Below are 19,743 nucleotides of genomic sequence, written 5' to 3'. Positions count from 1 at the left end.
ATGCAAAATTCTCCTTCATTTTCAGATGGTTACACGCCATTTTGACCCACTTTTTTAGAAGGTGGGCCGATGGATGTTCTGTTTTCTCCCCTTTCGAGGCGCGCGACGGCACCATCTGCGAGCACGCCGCGCCGCGCTTTTTTGGTGTAGCTGGAAACCGATTTTGTGGAGCTATGCCCGCCCAGCGCCGCCAACTGTTCGTCGGACGCGCCACCTTCGGCCGCCTCAGTCATGAGACCCTTACGGCAACCGTGGGATGAGTATTTCGGGGGGATTTCTGCCGCCCTCGCTGCTTTCGAAAACCACGTATAAGCGGCCTTCGCCGAGCGAGTTCTCCCCCCCCTGCGTCGCGAGATAGGTTAGATGCCGCGTGGGCACTGCGGCTAGCGCTTCCGCAAGTTCAGGCAAAACCGGGTTATCGACAGCGACGCCCTTTTTGCGCGTCGTCATTCGCACACGCCCGTCGCGAACGTGTTGCGGCCCGAGGAGAAGCGCGTCGCCGATCCGAAGGCCCGTATTCCAGCAAATTTCGAACGCCGTCCGCTGCGGCGTGCCGAGAGGCCAGCGCGCGCGAAACATCGCGGCATGTTCGGGGAGCCATGTTTCCGAGCCCCCTGCACGAGGCCCCGTGACCTTCAGCTTTTCGACGCCTGCAGCGGGCGATACGGGCAAATCCAGCAACTCCGCTTTCAGCGCGTAGGTGAATAGCGCCTGCAACGCCTTCAGGACATTATTGGCCTCGCCGGGCCGACCGGCTTTGGCCTCCACCAGGCGAACGACATGGCGGCGCCGAAATTCGCGATAGGGCAGAAGGCCGATGCTCTCCCGGAGCCTGTCAAGCTGGCGTCGATAGCCCGCCTGCGTTATAGGCGCGAGAGATTGATATTTCGGGGAATTGATGTAGCGCGTGACGAGCGCCCCAAACGATCCGGCTGGCCATGTATCCGCCATTGGCGCGGGCGCAGATGGCTTGCGGTCGAGTGCGGCATAATAGGCCGTTTCCGCCTCCTTCGACGCGCCGGGATAATCTGGGAGCCTCACCTTTGGCTCGCCGCCGCGTCGGAAATACCAACGAACCTGCCCGTGACGGCTCACGTCGCGTTTGACGTAGCGCCACTTCATTGGCGACGCTCCAGGATGCGGGAAAGTTCTACATCAATCGAACTTACTGCCGTTTGCTCAGGTTCGCCCATTATGACGACAACGCGACCGCCCGGCTCGATTTCCACGCGCTGGACGTTATGGCCGGAATCGCGCGCGGCGCGGAGAGCCTTCGTCATTTCCGATTGAGAGATGCGAGGTTTACGGGTCGCGTTCGTCATTCCCGGGCACCCCCATCTTCACGCGCCGAATCAAAACAGAGCTTAGGAAGTTCGTCCAACCGCCCGGCTAGAAGCGCGCCAATGTAGATGATCGGAAGTGCATTCATTTCCGTTGAGCGACGCAACCCCTTGTTCTTCACCCAATCCGCAGGTAGATCGTTCGGCCGGTAGTCCGCTTGAACCGAAGCATTTTGGTCCTTGTGTTGGAAATAACTTATTGAAATACGTGCGTACGTCGACGGCGAAGTGACAATGATCTTGATGTTTTCCAGAGACCAATATCCACTCAGTTCATTTTTCAATTTCCCTTCGGCTGCGATAGCTATGATGACTGAGAGAGCATCAACAAACGAATGATCAGGTGGAAGCTTGGCCAACTCTGGGATTCCGTAGTCTTCCCAGACATTTGCTTTTCCCATGCCCTGCAACTTATCGGGGTAATGCTCGTGCCAATAAGCATGATGCTCTTGCGTGAGCGTATAGCGCTCTACTGTTTCAACGCTGTCCTTGACGCGTGGGCTTCCAAGGATTGCCGTCAAAATGTGCGCCGCGTCGCGCGGCTTCACATTCGCTGCGCTGCGCCCACGCCCCCCTTTTGATCGCAGCCCAGCCATGACAAGGTTGCGGTCGTGCTGCGCAACAGTCGCCTCGTCCTCACCCGTCGAGGCCGCTATCACTTTCACCAGCTCGCCAGGGGTCGCCATCTCGATCGCCTCCGCCTATTCGAGTCAATATCAAATGACGGGTTGCGTCAAGTCCATTTGTGCGTTGCTCGAATGGTGACGGGAGAGGACCGCCAATGCTACACTTCCTACGCGAATCTCATCGGAGTGACAGCAATGGCTGACGAAATCAAAACTGGTTCAGTGGTTCGGCTCAAATCGGGCGGCCCAAAGATGACCGTGGACGAAGTTGCCGAAAAATATGGGACTATAACCGCATGGTGCACTTGGTTCGTGCAGGACAAAGCCCCTTGGAAAAAAGAAAGCGACACGTTTCCGGTCACTTCTCTGGAAGTGGCGCAGTGACGAATTGGACGCGGCCTTGTGCCGCGCCCTCTCGCATTTTTCCACAGCTTTATTGATCGCGTTCCGGCCACAGTTCAATTTCGCGATGGTACTCGAGGAAGCTAATATAATCTTTGTGACTTGTTTCCTCATACTTGATCTCGCAAAGGTTCATGAACGCTCATCATCACGCATGATGGTCGCAATCGCATCTCGGATCGCGTCGAACCGATAGCGGGCGAGATGCTCCCGCCTGCGTCGACCCTCGCCGACGCAGGCGTTCTTTTGCTTTGTTTTATTTGAGATTTGTCGTCTCCAGCCTTACGCAATTAGGCTGTCAAGGAAAGCCATGAACTGGTTACCTTCCAGGTGGCCGCGACCGAAATAGCCGCGCAGATATGACGCCTTGGCCTTCATCTGCTCCAGGCTATTCACGGGAAAATCTAGAAGCTCTCCCATCGCCAGACATTCGGCATCATCCAACCGCCGCCACTCCTCATTAACCGCTTCGAAGAGCGGGTCGCTTGCTTCAATATCACCCTCAATCTTACATATGTCGTTGAATTGTTTGTAGATATCGCGGTGACGCTCGATCAGCGCGGAGAGCGGGTCGCCGACTTCAACGGCTACCGCCGCGCTCAGCGCCCCGAAGACGGCTCCGGCAGAGCCAGCCGCGAGAAACAGACGACGATTGAGCAAAGTTCTCGTATTCGGCGAGTCAGCCATTGGGCGCTCCATCACTGGCAATACGGTAGCGTTCGCCGAGACGTCATTGTCCGGCGTGATTGTTCGCGCATACCGCTTGTGATACAAATTGGATCATATGAAATGATCCAAAAATGGTCAAGCCCATAATGATCGTCGCCCAGGCGCGCGCAGCGCGAGGTCTACTTGGATGGTCCCAGGAACAGCTTGCGGAAGCGGCCGGTCTGTCTCATCCGACAGTCAAGCGCTTTGAAACTGGCAAAGGGGCTAACGTTTCTACAGATGCAGTTGCGAAGATGCGCGCCGCCCTTGAGGCTGGCGGCGTCGAGTTCATTGCAGAGAATGGCGGCGGCGCCGGCGTCCGCCTGCGCCGCCGGACGAAGTGACCTCAAGTTTCCCAATCCAGCCTCCTGAACGCGCCTGCCAGAACTTCAGGTGGCAAGCCAGCCGCTTTCGCCTCGGCCATCGCCGAGACGAGCGCCCCGAGCGCCCGCGCCGCGCCGCCGCTGTCGAAGGCTTGCGTTGGGCGAAGCACGTCCATCTTGATCGCAGCTCCGAGCTTCGCCGTCGCCTCCTCGGCGATAAGCTCGGCGATCGGCTGCAATGTCCACGCCGCAAGGTGGCGTTGCGCCTCGCGTACAAGCGGCCCTTGTGCCTGTTGGTAGAACAGCCCCGGAAGCACGCCGAAGGCTCTGCAAATGGCCGCCCGCGCCGCCGCGAGAGTCTCGGCGGTCATCGCTCGGCTCAGGTCTGGCGTAACATCCTGAGGTTTCCAATCTGCCGCCGGAGCCGGGCCACCAGCCGCCGAGACGTTCACCGACTCGCGTAGCAGCACGCGCCCGCGCCTGGCACGGAAGCCTCTGCCGATCGTTTCTAGATCAACGTCGCTGCTTTCTGGAAACGGTACGATTTGGCTTCCGAGAGGCGCGTTCTCATAGACTTCGCCAAGGGCCGACTCAAGAGACTGTAACAGGCTGGCGGTCAGAGCCGAGCGCCGCAGCGGCGAAGCGCCAAGCCAAGGGGTAGCCGCATCGGCCCCGATGCGAAAATGTAGAACTTCGCCAGCAAGCGCGGTCTGTGTCGTTCCGCCGCCGGCTTCCGATATCGAGACGCGATAGGCGGTCGGGGAGCCGTTGCGCGTCCGCAAATCCCAGTCGGCGCAGGGCACCAGCCTATCGCGGATCAGGAACACCGCCTCGCCGCGCAGAGCGAGCGAACGCCCGATCAGCGCCAGCGCGCGCCGATCAAGTAGCGCCGTTCCATCTATGTCAGCGATTGCGAAGCCATTTTCCCACAAGCTCACACAGCTCTGAGCGGCGGCCGTCAGTTCGCCTATACCAGCAGGCCCGGCGATGTAGGACGCACGGGCGCCGATGATTTCCGCCGTGAAGCCCGAAGACGCACTTCGCTTCTCGACCTTCTGCCAGGGCCATCGCCATGCCATCGTTATGCCCTCCTAAACGAGCGTAGCAAGTCGCCGGCGCCAGAATTCTGCATTGCTTTTGCTAGCGCTGTAGCGTCGAACAAGTTCATCATGACGCCGTCAACGTGCTCCTGGCGCACGCCTGGATTCGCGTTCTGTCTGGCGATCGCAAAATACTCAGCTAGGCGCCGATATGCTTCGGCGACCGCCGCGGGCATGTCGCCGCCGCCGACGCTCGCTGTGAAGCGATACGGCCCCGTAGCCGAAAGACAGAAACCGCCGAGCGGCGCAGCGTCGAGAATAGTCGCCTCCCACACGCCGCCCTGCGACCAGACTTCAGTGACGCTGACCGTTGTCGGCGCGAGAGGTGGGCGCCATTCGCCGCAGCCTTCAACAGTCCAAATGACCGCGCGCGCCGCGTAGCGATACGCAATGTAAGCTTCGATCCGCTGCCATATCATCGCCGCGTCGAGCGCAGAGGCCGCCGATGAGAGGCCTGTCGGCCTCGGCGGATACGACGCCGGGAACGCTTCGTCCTGCTTTATCGTCGTCGCCACCGTCACGGCCTCCATTTATTGAGAGTTCGGCTCAGGCCTGCGTGAGGCGCTTCAGCGCTTAGGCGACCTCGCGCTTCGACTTTCGTGTTTGAATAGGCGGGCCACGATTGAACGATGGAAATTTCGTGGAGCTCGATCGCTCGAAGCTCCCGGCGGTTGCCGCTCCACTTTTCGTCCTGCGCCTTGAAGCCAAATGAGGCGCCACCTAAGTCGCCGCGCTCGGCAAGCGCCAGAAGATCGCGCGCGGCCGTCGTGTCGGGAAGGTCGAGGCTGAATTGCAGACCGCGCGTGTCTTCAGATAAGCGCAAGGTCCCGCTTTTCGTGCGACCAAGGACGCGCGTCGCGTCATGATCGGAAAGGGCGATAATGTCCCGCCCGCTGGCAAGAGATGCAGCGAAGGCCCCCACCCGAATCGTTTCGACAAAATCCCCGATACGGGTTTCAACGCCGAACGTCGCGGCATACCCTTCGAGCTTGCGGGGATTGCTCCCCGCCGCTCGAAGCTCGATTTGAAGCGCGCGGCACTCCATTATTGGACGCCCGTCAAGATTTGAAGCTGCGCCGGACGCGAAACCGTCACATCCAGCGTCGCAAGCGCCGTGAGACGCAGACCGCCCGACGCGGCGTCGCTATACGGGTCCCGGATGAGGTCGATCGCGCCCCAGGCGCCGACGAAGATCGGAGGCACTCCGCCAACGTTTGTCGTCAACAGCGCCTTGGAAGAGACCGGCGGTCCGCCAGCCGGGGCGGCAAGCGCATTCGATGACGCGGCGATATTCGAGAGGGGAATATTCTTGACCAGACGATCCCACTCACTCACCGCTGTATTCGTGATGAGAACGTTGTCCATCGAATTCCAAATTTCGGGACGAATGAGCAGGCGCACGTCCGCTGGAGAGGTCGCCGCGTTTGCGATCATGAACGCCTCAACGGCGGCGCGAAATGCAGCCCACGATGCGGCGGCATTGACGGCCGTGGACGTGATGCCGTAGCTGCCGACAAGGACGCCGGCAGGCTCGCCAGACGCGCCGGCGCCGAGAAAGACACCCTTGTCGAGCGCAGCGCCGATCGCGCCGTTAATGTCGCGCCGCACGGCCTGCTCGATCGCCGTTCCACCCTGCTTGAGTGTGGTCCGCGTGATCTTGGCGGTAATGCCCAGCGTATTGGTCGGCTTGAGGGGTTTCTGGGTTGTCGCATAGGGCGTGGGACCGCCAACCGCGCCCGTTTCCGTCGCAGCCCAAGCTGCCGAGACCGCCGACGTGGTGACGGGATAGTCCACCTCGCCGCTGTCGATCGAAATAATTTGCGCGCCCATGCGCACGGCGACTGACTCGGGAAAGATGCGGTCGATCGTCGGGGCGATGCGGATCGGGTTGGGAGTGCCGCTGGCGACGGTTTCGCCCACGCGCTGTTCGAGCGCAGCCCACGGAATCGGGACGCCGCGATAGCCGCCCTTGGCGCGCAATTCGGAAACGATTTCGGCAGTGGGGCCATTCAACAAGCGGCCTTCGTCGAGAAAGAGCGCGGCCTGCCGAATTTCGAACCGGGAAACGAGGTCGGCATATTCCCGGTCGCCGCGCGTTTCGAGATCGGCGCCGGCCTCGCGCCGTTCCGTGTCCTCGGCGATCAGCGCCGCGCGGTAGCGGGTCTCATTGCCGCGATACTCATTGTCCAGCGCTTCCATCGAACGAATTTCGTCCGCAGTCGCATCGGACTTTCCGACGAGTCCAGCGAGAGACTGGCGAATTTCGCTTTGGCGGCGAGAGATTTTCACACTTTCGAGCATTTTATGTCCTTAACGAGTTGTTTCCACGCTTCCTTGCGCGGATCGATTTCACCTAGACCGATTTCGAGGCGGGTCTTACGCGAGTGGCACGCTACGCAAAGCGACTGAAGGTTAGAGAGGTCGAATGCGAGTTCTGGATGCGTCCGAACCGGCTTGATGTGGTCGACCTCAAGGGCGCCGCGAGCGCCGCACTCGGGCGTCACACATTTGAAGCCGTCCCGGCGCAAGACGATGAAGCGCAGGGATTTCCAGCGCGCCGATCGGGTGATTTTTTCCGAGTGGCGTCTGTATTTTTTCATCACACCCATGCGACCGCCCTCGGCTTCTTCGAGGCGCGTCCCGTCGCGCGAGCGCCCTCTGCGACGGCGAGCAGCGTTGCGGCAGCGGCGTCGATCCGGCCATTCGACCTACCTTTCGCCAGCTTGTGGTTGCCCGCCGGATCGACGAGGGTAATCGCGTCTGCGAAGGCCGATCGCAGCAGCAGCGACGGGCGGGCCTTAACCTTTCCGTCGAACACGGACCGGCGGAACCGCTCGATATCTTCGCTGCCGTCTTTCCACCCGAAGCCGCGCCACACCAGCGGCGCGCGAATGCCGGCGCGATTGATTGCCTCGGCGAGCTCAGACTGTTTGAAGCGGTCCATCACGAGCGCGCCGATCGGCTGCCCTTCTATGCGCGTCATCACGTCCGATAGCCACGCCGCAACCGGCACGGTCGCATCGCCGATTGCGAATAGCTCGCCGCGATTGTGCATCTCGACATAGCGACCTGACACGCCGTCTATGTGTCCGCGATCGAGAAGCGACGGCTTCGACGGAAAATGCGCTACAGCCTCAAGCCGGCCTGTCGCTGGCCAGTAGAAGGCCGCCGCCGACATGGAGGCGCTTCCTCCAAGGTCGATGCCGACGATCACAGGTCCTTCGCGACCTGCGAAGAAGAGGTCATCCGTTTCGCATGAGAGCCATTGGTCGGCCGTTATGAGAACGGACCGATTTTCGTCGGCGACGCGCTGATTTAGATTGTAAAGCCGCCAGGCGGTGAGCGCTGATCCGCCGCGCGCGACCGCGCGGCGCGCCTGCGCTTCCAGCCATTCAAGCGACGCGCCGACGCCATATTCAGCCCCGGGATTTGCTGCCTTGATCGCCGCGAGATCATCGGGCGCGCAGCCGTCCGGCGCGCGATGCTCTTGCACATAGGATCCTGAAAGAGGCTCGTCTATCCAGCGCGAGAATGCGTGCGCGTCGTCGCTCGCGCTTGTCGAGACGAGAAGCATACGGCCGCCACGCTTGCCGACGCCTGAAAGGAGCGCATGTTCGAGCGCGTCGCCTTTTTCTTTTTCCCAATGCCCTCGCTCATCGAGCACGCATAGGGTCGGCGATGTGCCGAGCGCCGTCCGTCCATCCGCTGGCAGGACGCACACGATATGCGGGCCGGCCTCGTCATCAAACTCGATTTCAAGGCGTGGCGCGCGGCGGAACGTCAGTCGCTTTTGTATATTGTCGGGAAGCGAGCGCGCCAGGCCGGAAATATAATCCCAAATCACGCGCGCCTGGTCGCGCGTGCGGGCACCTACGAGGCATTCGCGTCGAGGCTGCGGGTCTATCTCGCCGAGCAAATGTCCGAGCGCGACGCCCGCCGTAAGGGCGCTCTTGCCGGCGCCGCGCGCGACCGAAAGGACGCCAATCGTGACGCCAGACGCCAGCGCCCCCTCGAGGAACTGCCGTTGATAGGGTGCGAGCGCGATCGGCTGGCCCGACAACGGGCCCGTCGGGACCGTCAGACCCTCGATGAACGCTATTGCCTTTTCTGCCTCTGTCATTTCCAAGCCTTTGAGAGCGCGAAAGGAAAAGTTCCCCTACCCGATTGCTATCCCCGCTCGGATTTGCGGCATTGGGACCATTTTCGAGGGGTTGCATGCGGTGGCCTGCTCCGAGGCCGCTCCGCGCACGCCGCTCGTCTGCGCATTCGGCGGCCATTCGGTCGGTCGGAACAAGCTGCGGTTCTTTTTGCCGATCTGGCGCTCGTATTCCTTCCATCGGGCAAGTTGCGGCGAGCCCTCTTTTAGGAACCATTGTCCGTCCGGCCGTAAGATCGCCATTGCGGGTCTGCCCGGCGCGCTGGACGCCTTGCTCGTCTGCGGTTGCGAGGTGGCAGGCGGGACGCCCTGCCACATGCGCTCGGTCAAGTAGGTAGCAGCGTGCGGCGGATGGGTGCGGCTGGCTATCGCAGCGCGGAAGGCGGGGACTCCGCGTATCGCGTCGGCCTGCTCGTCAGCGTTGAGGCGCGAGAATGAGGCCTGCGCCTTGTGGCGCTGTTCCCCGATCCTCCATGGCCAATTCGCTGAGAAGGTCTGCCAAGCATCGGACAGGCTCGAGCCGGCTGAATTGTCCCCTTGAGATTGAGAGAAATCTCCCTCTCTGCCCCCATCGGGGGCTTTGGGGGGATTTTGTATATTATCTTTATTTTCTACCTTTCCGTGTCCTGAAATGCCGGATACGGCGGACAAGGACGCGGTTTCCGCCGCGTCCTGATTTTCAGGACGTGGTGAAGTCGTCGCAGGCTCCTCGGTTATGATCCAGCGCGAGCCTTTGATCTTCCCGGTTTGCCCATCGCGAAGCTTCTCAAGCGTTGCGAAGCCTTTGTCCCGCAGCTCGGCGAGCGCCTTATAGACTTGGTCACGGCCGATCATATGCACCTTCGCAAGATGCTCTATGACGACATGCCAATTCTCAGGACGCGAGAGAAGATCGAAGAGGATGGCGCGTGACTGACAGGACAATCCGATCTTGTTCTGTAGAAGTTCGTTCTTGATCGTCGTGAAGCACGAGCGATGCGCGCCGCGAACGATTGTGATAGCCGCCGAATTCATGAGCGGCCCCTACAATCTGGTGTTGCGCGGAGAGCCGATGAGCGGTAATCTTCCCCTCGAAAGTTTGCAGCTTTCACATGGTTTTTACCGCCGTTCCGGGGATCAGCCGGAGCGGCGGTTTCTTTTTGAGACTGCCATTCAAAGGGGTGAGCCAGTGCGGCGGAAACCCCTTTATAATCAAAAGCTGGAGTTTCGCCGGTGAGCCGCGTCGAAGCTTTTGTTTTCAGGGGATTTTTATGCGCCCCTCCACTCCTGCCATTAGCGAAGACGATAAGTTACAATTACCCGCCGAGAAGGCGCTCTGGGGTATCGAGGCGCGTAACAAGTCCTCCCCCTCGCCTGTCGCATGCGAGGCAGCTCCTCACCTCCCCCTGTTCTCCCCACTGCGACCAATCCGGCCGCAACGACGCGCGCCGCCGCCGCCATGGCCTTCACGCGTCGCCCAAAAGTCGCACTCCTGCGCCTTGTCGTCGCACAACCTTCATGAATCCTGTGTCGAAGATTATCCACCCATTCCATATCGAAGGGTTACCTGGATGAGCGACGCGACTTCAAACGAGATTGATGCAAAGGAACACAAAGCCATTGCAGATCAGATAAATTTTATCCGCCAGGAACTGCAAAAAGATGCTCCGGAAACTTCCGTTGTTTTAGAGGCGTTGCAGAAGCTAGTCGATATGACAAAGGAGCATTTTAAACACGAAGAAGACCATATGTTGATTGAAAGCTATCCCGGGATGCTCCTGCACAAGCGTGACCATGATTACCTCGTTAAGGGCCTCAAGGAGTTCACCGCATCACTTGTCGACAATACAGTTCAACTCTCTCCCGATCTTGGCGAAGGTCTACAAAGCTGGCTGCGGTATCACATGAAGCGGTTTGATGACGCCTTCGTCGACTTCGCGAGCCATAAGAGCTAAAAATCAGCGCTTTCCGTATTAAAGAATGGGAGGGGCGTTTCTCTTTGACCCGGTAGCTACCGGGGCTCGGGTAGGTCGCACGTGTGCTGCGAACTTAAGGCACGTCGTGATCTCCGCCGGTGAGCGCAAAAGCGCCGGCGCATTCCTTCAGGGGCGTGCCGTCAGGGTATTTCAAGTCAACCAACGAGTCGCCCAGACTCAAGCCGATGTGGGCGCCCACATCCGGCGGTGGCGGGGGATGGTGGGGGCCAGCGTCGCCGCATCCCTCTTCGAGACGCCGGCCGCGCGGGGCACCGCCTTCACAATATCCGCCTTGGCGCCCTTTGCAGGTAAGCTGCCCCCACGTGCGGTCGGCTTGCACTGGGCGACGCGTGGGCGGAGGCCGAACCCTTCCTGGGCGTCCCGCGCATTATGGTAGGAGACCGCGCTCGCCAATGTCGTAGCCCAACCAATCCCGCTCGCCCGATACTGCGACCAGTCAGGCGGGCCGGACGGCCCGGCGCCATAGGCCTCGCCCGCCGGCCCGTTCGTCCCATCTGTCAGGCATACAGAACTGGAGAGCGGACCATGGCGGACAGTGAACGGAACCCGAACCAACAGAAAAATCGCTATATCTTTGCGGGGACTGGCGCGGTTTTAGGCGCAGTAGCGGGATTTGGCGCCGCCGGCGCAATTGCGGCGCTGGGGGGAGCCGCGCTTGGCGGCCTGTTAGGTTACCAGCTGTTGACGCGGATCGGCGCGCCGCGCCACTGATATTCTGGCGGCCGGTTGCTTCCGGTTTGTTGGACGCGTCACCCGGTCTGCCGCCGCAGGTCGTGTCGGAGCCGGCGCTTCGACCGAGTCATACGTGAGGGGCGCCGGCCGGCCGTTAGAGTGGCCACCCGCGGCACAGGCAACGGGCCACCAGCGCGAGAAAGCTTTCAATAGTCGGCTTGCTGGCCCTGCGGCACCGTTGTTCCGGGGATCACGTGTCGCTTTTTCTCACCTCAAGCCTATCTTCGATGCGGCGGTCTGGCACGAGCCACATCAGGGCTACGCCGACAAAAAAGACTAAACCTCCCCACGGCGAGAATAGCCAGGTTGTGACAATGCCAAGCACGTATAGGAAGGGCGACGCCTTTCCCTTAACATCCCGTCCGATCGCGCTGGCGAGCAAGCTTCTTGGGCCGTGTAGATGCACTAAGGAGGTCTGTAAGACATAATATGCGATAGCGGTAACGAGCAAATTCAAGCCGTAAAAAAATGTTGGCCAGCGGGCAAAGTGGTTCTCGCCCATCCAGCCTGTCGTAAAAGGCAACAGCGATAACCAAAATAACAAATGGAGATTGGCCCATAATATCTGGCCGTTGACGCGCTCGGAGGCTTTCAACATATGATGATGATTATTCCAGTAGATCCCGATATAGACAAAACTTAACGCATAACTGCTAAATACGGGCCAGAGCGGGAACAGCGCAGTAAGGTCCTCGCCATGCGGAATCTTTAGCTCCAACACCATAATCGTGATGACGATCGCCAACACGCCGTCACTAAAAGCTTCCAGCCGATTTGTTTCCATCGATTTTGACCCAACGGCGCGCCGTCACATTCATCGATATAGCAAAATGCGCCGCGCTTACATCCGGCTGGATCACGTCCGCCGCATTTCCGTCCGAGCCCGAGGCGCTTCCCGTCCCTGTAGCGGCGATGGGCACAACGATTGATCTTCGCGCGTGCTTCATAGTCGGGGATTGGCGCTTTTCTCGGAAGCGCCTCGCCAATCGTCGGACGAGGTCGCTCAGGGACTCGCCTTGAGGCGCAAGGCGCGGCGCTGGCGGAATGTGAGCCGAACTCCCGTCTCGGTGAGAACCTTCCGTACCTCGCGCTTTGCACGGCTTGGCGTTGAGGGCTCGGCCAGCCTCGCAACCAGGGCCTCAATCTTACTGCGGCGCATTCTCTTGGCTTTTGTGGACTCGGCGGTCGACTCGGAGGCCGCTGGCGCGAGCGCCGGCTCGGCGAGGCCCGGACGAATTTCCTCCCCGGCGTGCTTATGCGGCGCCCGAGGGTTTTTCAGCTTGGCGGGTATAGCGGCCCCGGCGGTGACGGCCTCGGCCTCGACTTGTTTCCCGTTTCTCGCATCGAGTTTTTGCCGGCTCGGACGGCCGCAGCGCGGTTTCGGCTCGCGCTGCGTATCGAGAACTCGCGGCTGGTCGACCGCCTCGATGATCCTGGCGCCTGCGGCCTGCCACGGGCGCGGAGCCTTGTTTGCTTCGAGCTCCGGATTGAAGGCCTCGCCCAATGGCGCCGGCTGGGGCGGCTGAGAAACGGGCGCCTTCGTCTCACCACGCCGCTTTGGTGGCTCGGCGCTCCCGAGCCGAACAACTTGAACCGCAAAACTGCGCTGGCGGCCCTTGAAGCCCTGTAGGTTTCTCGAAACACGTTTCAATGACTGGAGTCCTTATTTGGCGGTCAAGCGGGACGGGAGTTGCGGCTGTGTCGTCACACGATGCGATCGGCCCGCTGCCGTCCTCGCGCGGTTCGTGGAGGATACCACGAAATCTAATTCCGTCGCTTGACAAGCTCGAAGCGGAGACCGATATCGCCAGCAGACGACGGGCCCTGGCTGTGTCGTCGATCTCACCAACCCCAGAAAGACTTATGGGCAGTAGCCGCTTAGGCGCCGCGCCCGCAGCATCGTCTGCGCAAACGACGCCGCTCGACAACGAAAACATCCGCGGTCTCGGAGGCCGCGTGAGAGGCGCCGCTAGAGCCTAAAGCTTCTGCCTGCCGCTCATGCTCCGGGCCGTGGACTTCAACGGTTAAGGAGACGGGCGATGATCAAGCTCGCAAAATACCTGTTTACGCAGCGTCCGATCGCGGACGCGGTTCCGCCGCGCCGTTGCGAAGAGCATATTCCGGACCTTCGCCGCGAACGGCTCATAAGTGTCTGGACCCGTGATCCAGCCACGGGGCGGCTTGTTTGCTCTTGGAAGAGGCCTGCGAGGGAGGAAGCTTCCGAAACGGCCAACGCCGAGGAGCCTCCCCAATCCTTCCGGATTGCGGCTTAGCGCGCTCCGCTCGCACGGAATCACGCGAGCGATAAGAAAATCGCGTCAAAAAAATCTTGGGCGCATTCCTATCGCAAGAGTCTGTCAACTTTTGCGGAATGCGCTCGAAATCACGAAAATCAAAACGCCCCGCCGTTAGTCCACGGTCGGGGCGTCGGCTGGGCTCATTCAGGGACCTTGCTCGCGCAATAAGCCCTTTGAACGGCTGGCAATCCGTTACACAACCTGTCTAAACGCTGATTATATGCCTGGCGCGTAGCCGCAGAGAGTTTTTCGGCCTCGCCGGGCCCCGACGGCGACCGACACGCCCCGAGCGCCGCCCCAAGAATAAAAAGCGCTATCAGCCTCACGCTGCTTTCCTCTTCCAAAGTGACGCCCGGGCGGGCATCCGGGCGTGAAAAAACGCCCCGCGCGTACATCCCGGCGTCGGGGCGTTTTCTTCTGACAGCGAGGACGAGCCGTCATCTGAGGGGGAGCCTACGGGGCGGATTCGGCGAAAGCAAGCGCTACGCCGCGCGCGTGAAGGGGAAATTTGGTGAGCGGATCCTAATGCTTTCTGTTAAAGGCTGAGAGGCGACTCTACAGCAGGAGTCGAGTATTTGCCATTTTGCTCCAAATCCTCTCCAGAAAACGCAGTGCAGGCAACGGCCGCATTATTCCACGCACAGCTTGTCGATGTCTGGATTTGCCTGCAGACGCATCGATAGAGCATGCCAGCCATGCAAGTTGTATTTCCGGCGTCGCCTTGGTTTTGACAGGTCGGAACTTGAGCTTGCGCGGAGGATGCGAGAAGCGAGACGATAGCGAGTGCGAGCCTTAGCTTTTTCATAGCAGCCTCCAAGCAATCGCTTCGTTCGCCCCCTCGCCAGCAACCCGGATCCCGTAACTAACGCCTGCTTTGTCTCGCACAATGCGTTCAATCCGCAATTGCTATGGCTTGCTTCCCCGCCTGCCGCATGTTCGCGGCGGCCCATGCGCCGCGCTCAGGCATGGGCCGAAGCGCCCCTCGGGCACGTAGGTCTAAGCTGTCAACGCGCCGGGGCCTATTTCTCGGCTCGCGCCAGACGAGGTTCCAACCGCGATTAATCCTGCGGGTTTACGCGCCTGACGCGCAGGGGATGAGCCGGTAGAGGTCGATCCGCTCATAGGCGCCGCTCTCCGGCAGAGGCGCATAGCGCGGCTCCGGCGCGCGCCATATCGCCTCGCCGTTGGGCGTCGGGGTGGGCGCGATGATCCACGACGGCGCATCCGACGTTTCGCAAAACGTCTTAATCTGCTCGGGTTGGAGGACTGGGAACACCGGGTCCGCCCGGGCGACGCCCCTCGAAACAGTTTCGCCGTCGGCGATCCATCCAAGCGCGCTGAGCCGTCGCATGCGCGTAAACCAAAGAAACGTCAGCTCACGCGAAAAGACGATCCCATTCCCTTGGATCGGGGCCGCCCAATTGGGACGCCGAGCCCAGTACCAAGCTTCCTGACTGCCTCCCAGCCAAAGGACAGGCCCCGGCCGATTGCTCAGCATTTCCTCGAGCTCGGGATAGGCGCTCGCGCCCACACGCGCCAATCGGAACGGGTCCAGTCGGGGATTCCAGAAAAACATTGAGACGCCAAAACAGATCGCGGCGACGAAAGACGCGGCGGAGGTCGCGCGCGCAAGTCGGAATCGCGCAAGCAAGTCCGGCGCAATAACGGTCGCCAAGGCCACAGGCCCAGCCAGGGCATGCGCGTGCAGGAGCAAAAATCGATAGGATGGCTGCGCCGGCGCCGGAGCTCGAGTGACAAGATTGTGAATAGCCCCAAGCTCCAGCGCGAATTTCGCGATGACGAAAAAGGACGCGCATGCTCCGATAAGCATGACCGTCTTTTCGGAGATTTGGCCTTCCAACCACCGCTCGCCGACGATGATCCCGGCCGCCAATAGCGCCAAAGCCGGTCCCGATGCCTGATCGCTCACCGCCCAGGCGGCGGCCATCAAAAACACGGAGAGGCGGCGCGTTCCGCCGGCGCGCCACAGAGGGCGTGCGCACAGAACGAAACCGATCGGCGCCGCGACGCAAAGCAGCCAACCAATGCGCCATGGCTGGGTTTGAACCGCAAGCCGAAAAGACAGAATATCGCCCAAAACAATCGACGCTGCGAGGCCCGCGCCGGCCGCAATCAACACCGACAAAAAAAAGCGGCGCGCAACGCCCGGCGACAACCAGGCATAAAGCGCCACGCTGATCGCCTGGGTCGCCTTCAGCCGCCAAGCCATCTGCGGCCATAATGCCGGAAAGAGATAGTCGTTGGGGCCGCGTAGGATTTGGAGCCACTCGGCATCCATGCGAGCCGTTAATGGATCGAGAACTGGCGTCCCAATCCACGGAACCAGAACCAATCCCGTCAATGCGAGGATGACAAAGAAGAACGCAATCCGCTTGTCGCGCAAAGAGACATACGCGAGGCCCGTGGCCAGCGCGCCGGTGGCCATGAGCGGATGCAACAACATTGCGAAGGCGATGATCAGGGCGAATAAGGCGCGCCGTTCAAAAATCAAAGCCGCGAGCGCGAGCAGGCCAACCGCTTCCGCGAAAACGCGCGGCACGGCGAGCGGCTCTGCAAAATAAATCGCGCCATAAGCGCCATATCCGGCGGGAAAGGCCATGGCAGCCAAAGCGACGGCGACGAGCGAAGAGCCAAGCCCCAACGCATTGGCAAGCACGAAAAGCCCAGCGCCCCATGCGCAAAGACCGGCAAAGGCCAGGGCCAAGGCTCCCGAATGCACGCCGAGCCATGAGACCGACGTTTCGACAAGGCGCGGGAAGATGCTGAACCTCATCTGCCCGTCGAGCGCCCACATCGGGTCGAGGCCGACCTGCTGGGAATCGAGAGCGGCGACCGCATGGCCGACATAGAGCGCGGCGTCTCCAGCGAGTCCTCTGTAAGGACGAGCAAACAGAATGATCGCGACGACCGCAATCAGACCGCCGACGTCGTCCCATCGGAGGCGGGCGCGGCGCGTGGCCGATTGTGCAGCATCCATTATCAGGCGCGCTTCCGGCTTGGAGCGCATTCCGCAAAAGTTGACAGACTTTGCGATAAGAATGCGCTCCAGGTTTCTGATTTTGGCGCGATTTCTTATCGCTCGCATAATTCCATGCGAGCGGAAAGCGCGCTAGCGCAGGCATTCGCCGCGTTGCGCCCATTCCGCCGCTTCAGCGTCGACTGGAGCGGCGGGCTGCGGATCACAGGCCTTGAACACTCGGGCGCGGTCGCCCATCGAGACGCCGGCGGGGAACTGCTCCTGCGACAAATAAAACCCCGCGGCGAGGCCTTGGCCAATCCTGGCCCGCGCTGCCTGTATCGCGGGGCTGCCACCCGCTGGTTGCGGGGAAGGCAAATGGTACCAGCGGCTTGCCGTCGTCAGATTGCATTCATTTTGAGCGAAGCTCTTGGGGCAGACCAGAATCCAGGTTTGCATGCCCCCTTTGGCCGCCGCCGCGCCGAGCGACGCATAGAGGAACAGTCCGGCTAGGACAAATCTCTTCATGATCCAGGAGCTCCAGCAGGCAGGAATCAACTTGGTATTGATAGGCGGGAAAGCCGACGACAAAAAGAAGTCCCATCGGCGCGCGCGGCGAAATTAACGTGAGTTGGATCGGCTGATGATGGAAATCAGCTTGGTCGTCGGACCTCTGCTCGAGAAGGCCGCGACTCTTCGCCGCGCGATCAATTTGCGAATTGAAACAGCCTTTTCAACTATCCATCCTATCCCACCATGATACGAACGCCAATCTTCAACGCCGTCGCCCTCTCCGTATTCTTCGCCGCAGTTGCAAGCGCGGCGATGCTTTATATTGGTTAACAGAAGTGCTGCTGAGTTGTGCCCAATAGCGCACTTCTATATTGAAGCTCGACCCCGAGCGACGTCGTCCGCAAATCAACCAAGTTGCAAGAAGAGCGCTTTGTAGATGAGTCTTCCGCCGATTGATCCGTTTGTCGCGGTCGGCGTCCTGCTATCGACCGCTGCGACCGACGCCGTTTATGTGTTTTTCAATGCGGCCGTTTCGGCGCGCAGACGCGTCGCCGCGGCGAGCTGGAGCAGCGCATGGTATCTGCTCTCGGCCTTTGCGGTAATTAGCTACACGGCAAACTGGGGCTATGTGCTCTTCGCCGCGGCCGGGGCCTGGCTCGGCGGCTTTTTCTCCGTCACCGCGCTGCAATATGTGGTCCCGCTAGCGAAGGACAAAGAGAAAACCCGCTAACCTTCCAAAAGCGCCGCCATGCGCGATGGCGACGAGCGCCTCCCGACCGAGCGGCCGGCTGGAGAGCCGCGGTTGCCGAGTTCGATCGCTCGCACTATCCTCCGGGCATTGCGCCTCGCCGGCTGACGGAGCGTCAAACGCGCGCGTCTACGACAGCGCTTCTCGACAAGGGAAATTCGAATGTCCAACAGCCCCGAATCGGCGGGTGGTCACGCAGCCGAGCCCCAAAAGCCGCATGAGCACGCGCATGCGCCATCGTGGGCGGCCGCGCTCGAAGATGGCATCGACGAGATCAGGACGCAGCCGCCGGAAGTGCTTTTCACCGACGTGCTGAAGATCGAACTGCCCTACATCGTCATGCTTTCGATGGCGGTGGTCGGCATTGGTCTCGTGACCTTCACGGGGGCGCCCGTCCAATGGTATTGGGAGCTGCTCACGCCCGTGTATTGCGCGCTTTGCATCTTTGTCGGCTGGCGGCATGCGCCGACAAGGGAGGACCGCGTCAAGCTGATCTGGACTCAAATCTTGCACTGGGCCGCATTTCTGGCCGCTATGTTGCTGATGTATTCACCATCGTTGCGCGCGCTGATCGACGTCAATGCGGCGGGCCTCAATCTGATGGTTATCCTCGCGCTTGCAACCTTTGTCGCCGGCGTTCACGCCCAGGCGTGGCAGATTTGCGTGGTGGGCCTGATCCTCGCGCTCTTTGTGCCGGGGATGGCGATCATACAACGTTCTTCGCTGTTCATTATCGTCGCCCTGCTCGGGGCCGCCTTTGTGGGCGTCAGCCTTTGGGTGACTTTGCACGCGCATCGGCGGGAGAAACGCGCAACCGCTTGAGCAAGACCCTGCGCGCGCCATAGCCATCGGATGGCGCGCGCCTTTTCGGTCAGATGCTCGGAATCTGGGCCGCGAGCGCGGCGCGAATGGCGTCCTCCTTCGACTTTTCGAAAGATGTGCGGAGCACCGTTCCGCCCACGCCTTTCAAGCCTTCGAGGACCTTATCCGTCGTCATTTTGTGGACGAGAACGAAGAGCGCCGCGCCGCCCGGCGGAATCACCTCCGCGGCTTCCTTCATGAATTTATCGTCGATGCCAAAGTCGGTCAGCGCCCCGGAAACGGCGCCCGAGGCCGCGCCCAGCGCTGCCCCCGCGAGCGGCATCAAGAAGATCAGACCGATGAGAGCGCCCCAGAACATGCCGGAGACGCCGCCGATCGCCGTCATGTTGAAGAGCTGATTGAGCTTGATGTGGCCCTCGGCGTCCTTTACCGCGACGACCGCGTCGCCCATTTCGATCAAATATTCCTTTTGCATTTGAAAAAGCTTCTGCCTCACTTCCTCGGCCTTCTGCTCCGAGGAAAAGGCAATAACGAGCAGGTCGTTCATGAGAGCTCTCCTGGTAAGGGCTGGCGTTGGTCGCGCACCCGCCTCCCGATCTAGTCGAGCCGAATGAATTTACAATGCAAGCGCATACCTCACGGTAAACGCAGTGAAGGCGCGTGACGAAAGAAGCGCGCACGGCGCCGCTCGTTGCGGCGTCGCGCGGTAGCGGCCTTTCGGCGGAAAAGAGACGACCTCAGAAGCCTCTCTTCGCGCCCCTGCAGCAGTGTGCGACGCGCGCCGGAACCCGACGCGGCGCAGCCAGCCAAAAAGCCAGGGGCGAGAGCAAGGACGCCGCGACAAGCAACTTGCCGATCATAGGCTTTTCCTTTCTTTGATCATCCGCCCGCGCCCTCGGGGCGCGGGCGGCCTCGTCATATCTTACTCGGTGAGGAGGGCGACGCCTTCCTTGCCGATCAGCGCATGGATGCGGCCGAGCAGCTGAAGAACGACGCCGAACACGCCAAGCGCCATCCAGCCGA

General features: G+C 60.8%; 23 protein-coding genes and 1 pseudogene. 6 read left to right on the top strand and 18 right to left on the bottom strand.

Features of this window, described 5'->3' with window-relative positions; all coding sequences use genetic code 11:
* Positions 1 to 29: 29 nt before the first annotated feature.
* Genes VIF40_RS16240 through VIF40_RS16225 form a run of 4 tightly spaced genes read right to left on the bottom strand, consistent with a single transcriptional unit; the run spans position 30 to position 2,026 of the window.
* Positions 30 to 275 (bottom strand): hypothetical protein, encoded by a 246-nt coding sequence (locus tag VIF40_RS16240; RefSeq protein WP_331938665.1) that lies wholly within the window; start codon positions 273 to 275, stop codon positions 30 to 32.
* Positions 241 to 1,122 carry a hypothetical protein gene (locus VIF40_RS16235; protein ID WP_331938555.1) on the bottom strand — a complete coding sequence of 294 codons (882 nt, stop codon included), beginning with the start codon at positions 1,120 to 1,122 and terminating at the stop codon, positions 241 to 243. The genes VIF40_RS16240 and VIF40_RS16235 overlap by 35 nt, the downstream gene beginning before the upstream one ends.
* Positions 1,119 to 1,322 (bottom strand): hypothetical protein, encoded by a 204-nt coding sequence (locus tag VIF40_RS16230; RefSeq protein ID WP_331938554.1) that lies wholly within the window; start codon positions 1,320 to 1,322, stop codon positions 1,119 to 1,121. Before VIF40_RS16230 ends, VIF40_RS16235 begins: the two co-directional genes overlap by 4 nt.
* Positions 1,319 to 2,026: a hypothetical protein gene (locus VIF40_RS16225; RefSeq protein ID WP_331938553.1), complete on the bottom strand. Its 708-nt coding sequence runs from the start codon at positions 2,024 to 2,026 to the stop codon at positions 1,319 to 1,321. Before VIF40_RS16225 ends, VIF40_RS16230 begins: the two co-directional genes overlap by 4 nt.
* A 135-nt stretch (positions 2,027 to 2,161) precedes the next feature.
* Between VIF40_RS16225 and VIF40_RS16220 the strand changes: the two genes are divergently transcribed.
* Positions 2,162 to 2,350, top strand: coding sequence for a DUF2158 domain-containing protein (locus VIF40_RS16220; protein ID WP_331938552.1), 189 nt, complete (start codon positions 2,162 to 2,164; stop codon positions 2,348 to 2,350).
* 300 nt (positions 2,351 to 2,650) lie between these two features.
* Here the strand turns inward: VIF40_RS16220 and VIF40_RS16215 are convergent, their stop codons facing one another.
* Complete coding sequence (locus VIF40_RS16215; protein WP_331938551.1) at positions 2,651 to 3,055, bottom strand: hypothetical protein; 405 nt, start codon at positions 3,053 to 3,055, stop codon at positions 2,651 to 2,653.
* A gap of 113 nt (positions 3,056 to 3,168) precedes the next feature.
* On the opposite strand from VIF40_RS16215, the gene VIF40_RS16210 reads away from it, so the two are divergent.
* The gene (locus VIF40_RS16210; RefSeq protein WP_331938550.1) at positions 3,169 to 3,420 is read left to right on the top strand and encodes a helix-turn-helix domain-containing protein; all 252 of its coding nucleotides are present in this window, start codon (positions 3,169 to 3,171) and stop codon (positions 3,418 to 3,420) included.
* Positions 3,421 to 3,422: 2 nt separating this feature from the next.
* On the opposite strand, the gene VIF40_RS16205 is transcribed toward VIF40_RS16210, so the two are convergent.
* From VIF40_RS16205 to VIF40_RS16175, 7 genes are read right to left on the bottom strand one after another with little or no spacing between them, the layout of a single operon-like run.
* Entirely contained in the window at positions 3,423 to 4,478 is a 1,056-nt protein-coding gene (locus tag VIF40_RS16205; protein WP_331938549.1) for a phage portal protein, read from the bottom strand.
* Between the two features lie 2 nt (positions 4,479 to 4,480).
* Positions 4,481 to 5,020, bottom strand: coding sequence for a hypothetical protein (locus VIF40_RS16200; protein WP_331938548.1), 540 nt, complete (start codon positions 5,018 to 5,020; stop codon positions 4,481 to 4,483).
* A complete protein-coding gene (locus VIF40_RS16195) occupies positions 5,017 to 5,544 on the bottom strand; it encodes an HK97 family phage prohead protease (protein WP_331938547.1) in 528 nt (175 codons plus the stop codon). The genes VIF40_RS16200 and VIF40_RS16195 overlap by 4 nt, the downstream gene beginning before the upstream one ends.
* Complete coding sequence (locus VIF40_RS16190; protein ID WP_331938546.1) at positions 5,544 to 6,800, bottom strand: phage major capsid protein; 1,257 nt, start codon at positions 6,798 to 6,800, stop codon at positions 5,544 to 5,546. The genes VIF40_RS16195 and VIF40_RS16190 overlap by 1 nt, the downstream gene beginning before the upstream one ends.
* Entirely contained in the window at positions 6,785 to 7,108 is a 324-nt protein-coding gene (locus tag VIF40_RS16185; protein ID WP_331938545.1) for an HNH endonuclease, read from the bottom strand. Before VIF40_RS16185 ends, VIF40_RS16190 begins: the two co-directional genes overlap by 16 nt.
* Positions 7,099 to 8,619 (bottom strand): terminase TerL endonuclease subunit, encoded by a 1,521-nt coding sequence (locus VIF40_RS16180; RefSeq protein ID WP_331938544.1) that lies wholly within the window; start codon positions 8,617 to 8,619, stop codon positions 7,099 to 7,101. Before VIF40_RS16180 ends, VIF40_RS16185 begins: the two co-directional genes overlap by 10 nt.
* Before the next feature lie 36 nt (positions 8,620 to 8,655).
* Positions 8,656 to 9,669: a hypothetical protein gene (locus VIF40_RS16175; RefSeq protein WP_331938543.1), complete on the bottom strand. Its 1,014-nt coding sequence runs from the start codon at positions 9,667 to 9,669 to the stop codon at positions 8,656 to 8,658.
* A 77-nt stretch (positions 9,670 to 9,746) separates the two neighbouring features.
* Here VIF40_RS16175 and VIF40_RS16170 point away from each other — a divergent pair, with 77 nt between their 5' ends.
* Together VIF40_RS16170 and VIF40_RS16165 are read left to right on the top strand one after the other, a co-directional pair.
* Positions 9,747 to 10,589: a hemerythrin family protein gene (locus VIF40_RS16170; protein WP_331938542.1), complete on the top strand. Its 843-nt coding sequence runs from the start codon at positions 9,747 to 9,749 to the stop codon at positions 10,587 to 10,589.
* Between the two features lie 567 nt (positions 10,590 to 11,156).
* Positions 11,157 to 11,342: a hypothetical protein gene (locus VIF40_RS16165; RefSeq protein ID WP_331938541.1), complete on the top strand. Its 186-nt coding sequence runs from the start codon at positions 11,157 to 11,159 to the stop codon at positions 11,340 to 11,342.
* A gap of 211 nt (positions 11,343 to 11,553) precedes the next feature.
* Here VIF40_RS16165 and VIF40_RS16160 read toward each other — a convergent pair whose 3' ends face one another.
* The 4 genes from VIF40_RS16160 to VIF40_RS16145 form a co-directional block, all read right to left on the bottom strand.
* Complete coding sequence (locus VIF40_RS16160; protein ID WP_331938540.1) at positions 11,554 to 12,147, bottom strand: TMEM175 family protein; 594 nt, start codon at positions 12,145 to 12,147, stop codon at positions 11,554 to 11,556.
* A 219-nt stretch (positions 12,148 to 12,366) separates the two neighbouring features.
* Positions 12,367 to 13,014 carry a hypothetical protein gene (locus VIF40_RS16155; protein WP_331938539.1) on the bottom strand — a complete coding sequence of 216 codons (648 nt, stop codon included), beginning with the start codon at positions 13,012 to 13,014 and terminating at the stop codon, positions 12,367 to 12,369.
* Positions 13,015 to 14,732: 1,718 nt separating this feature from the next.
* Positions 14,733 to 16,766: a hypothetical protein gene (locus VIF40_RS16150; protein ID WP_331938538.1), complete on the bottom strand. Its 2,034-nt coding sequence runs from the start codon at positions 16,764 to 16,766 to the stop codon at positions 14,733 to 14,735.
* A gap of 24 nt (positions 16,767 to 16,790) precedes the next feature.
* On the bottom strand, positions 16,791 to 17,165 hold the full coding sequence (locus VIF40_RS16145; protein WP_331938537.1) for a hypothetical protein: 375 nt from the start codon (positions 17,163 to 17,165) through the stop codon (positions 16,791 to 16,793).
* A gap of 421 nt (positions 17,166 to 17,586) precedes the next feature.
* Here VIF40_RS16145 and VIF40_RS16140 point away from each other — a divergent pair, with 421 nt between their 5' ends.
* Positions 17,587 to 17,880, top strand: coding sequence for a hypothetical protein (locus VIF40_RS16140; RefSeq protein ID WP_331938536.1), 294 nt, complete (start codon positions 17,587 to 17,589; stop codon positions 17,878 to 17,880).
* Between the two features lie 180 nt (positions 17,881 to 18,060).
* The gene (locus VIF40_RS16135; RefSeq protein WP_331938535.1) at positions 18,061 to 18,720 is read left to right on the top strand and encodes a hypothetical protein; all 660 of its coding nucleotides are present in this window, start codon (positions 18,061 to 18,063) and stop codon (positions 18,718 to 18,720) included.
* Between the two features lie 49 nt (positions 18,721 to 18,769).
* Here VIF40_RS16135 and VIF40_RS16130 read toward each other — a convergent pair whose 3' ends face one another.
* Entirely contained in the window at positions 18,770 to 19,267 is a 498-nt protein-coding gene (locus VIF40_RS16130; RefSeq protein WP_331938534.1) for a DUF1269 domain-containing protein, read from the bottom strand.
* Between the two features lie 375 nt (positions 19,268 to 19,642).
* Positions 19,643 to 19,743: pseudogene (locus VIF40_RS16125) on the bottom strand (methane monooxygenase/ammonia monooxygenase subunit C); the annotation flags it as partial.

Origin of the sequence: Methylosinus sp., assembly GCF_036560965.1 — a bacterium.
Lineage (GTDB): Bacteria > Pseudomonadota > Alphaproteobacteria > Rhizobiales > Beijerinckiaceae > Methylosinus.
The sequence above is the reverse complement of the archived record's forward strand: the minus strand, read 5'-3'. Positions and strand labels throughout refer to the sequence as shown.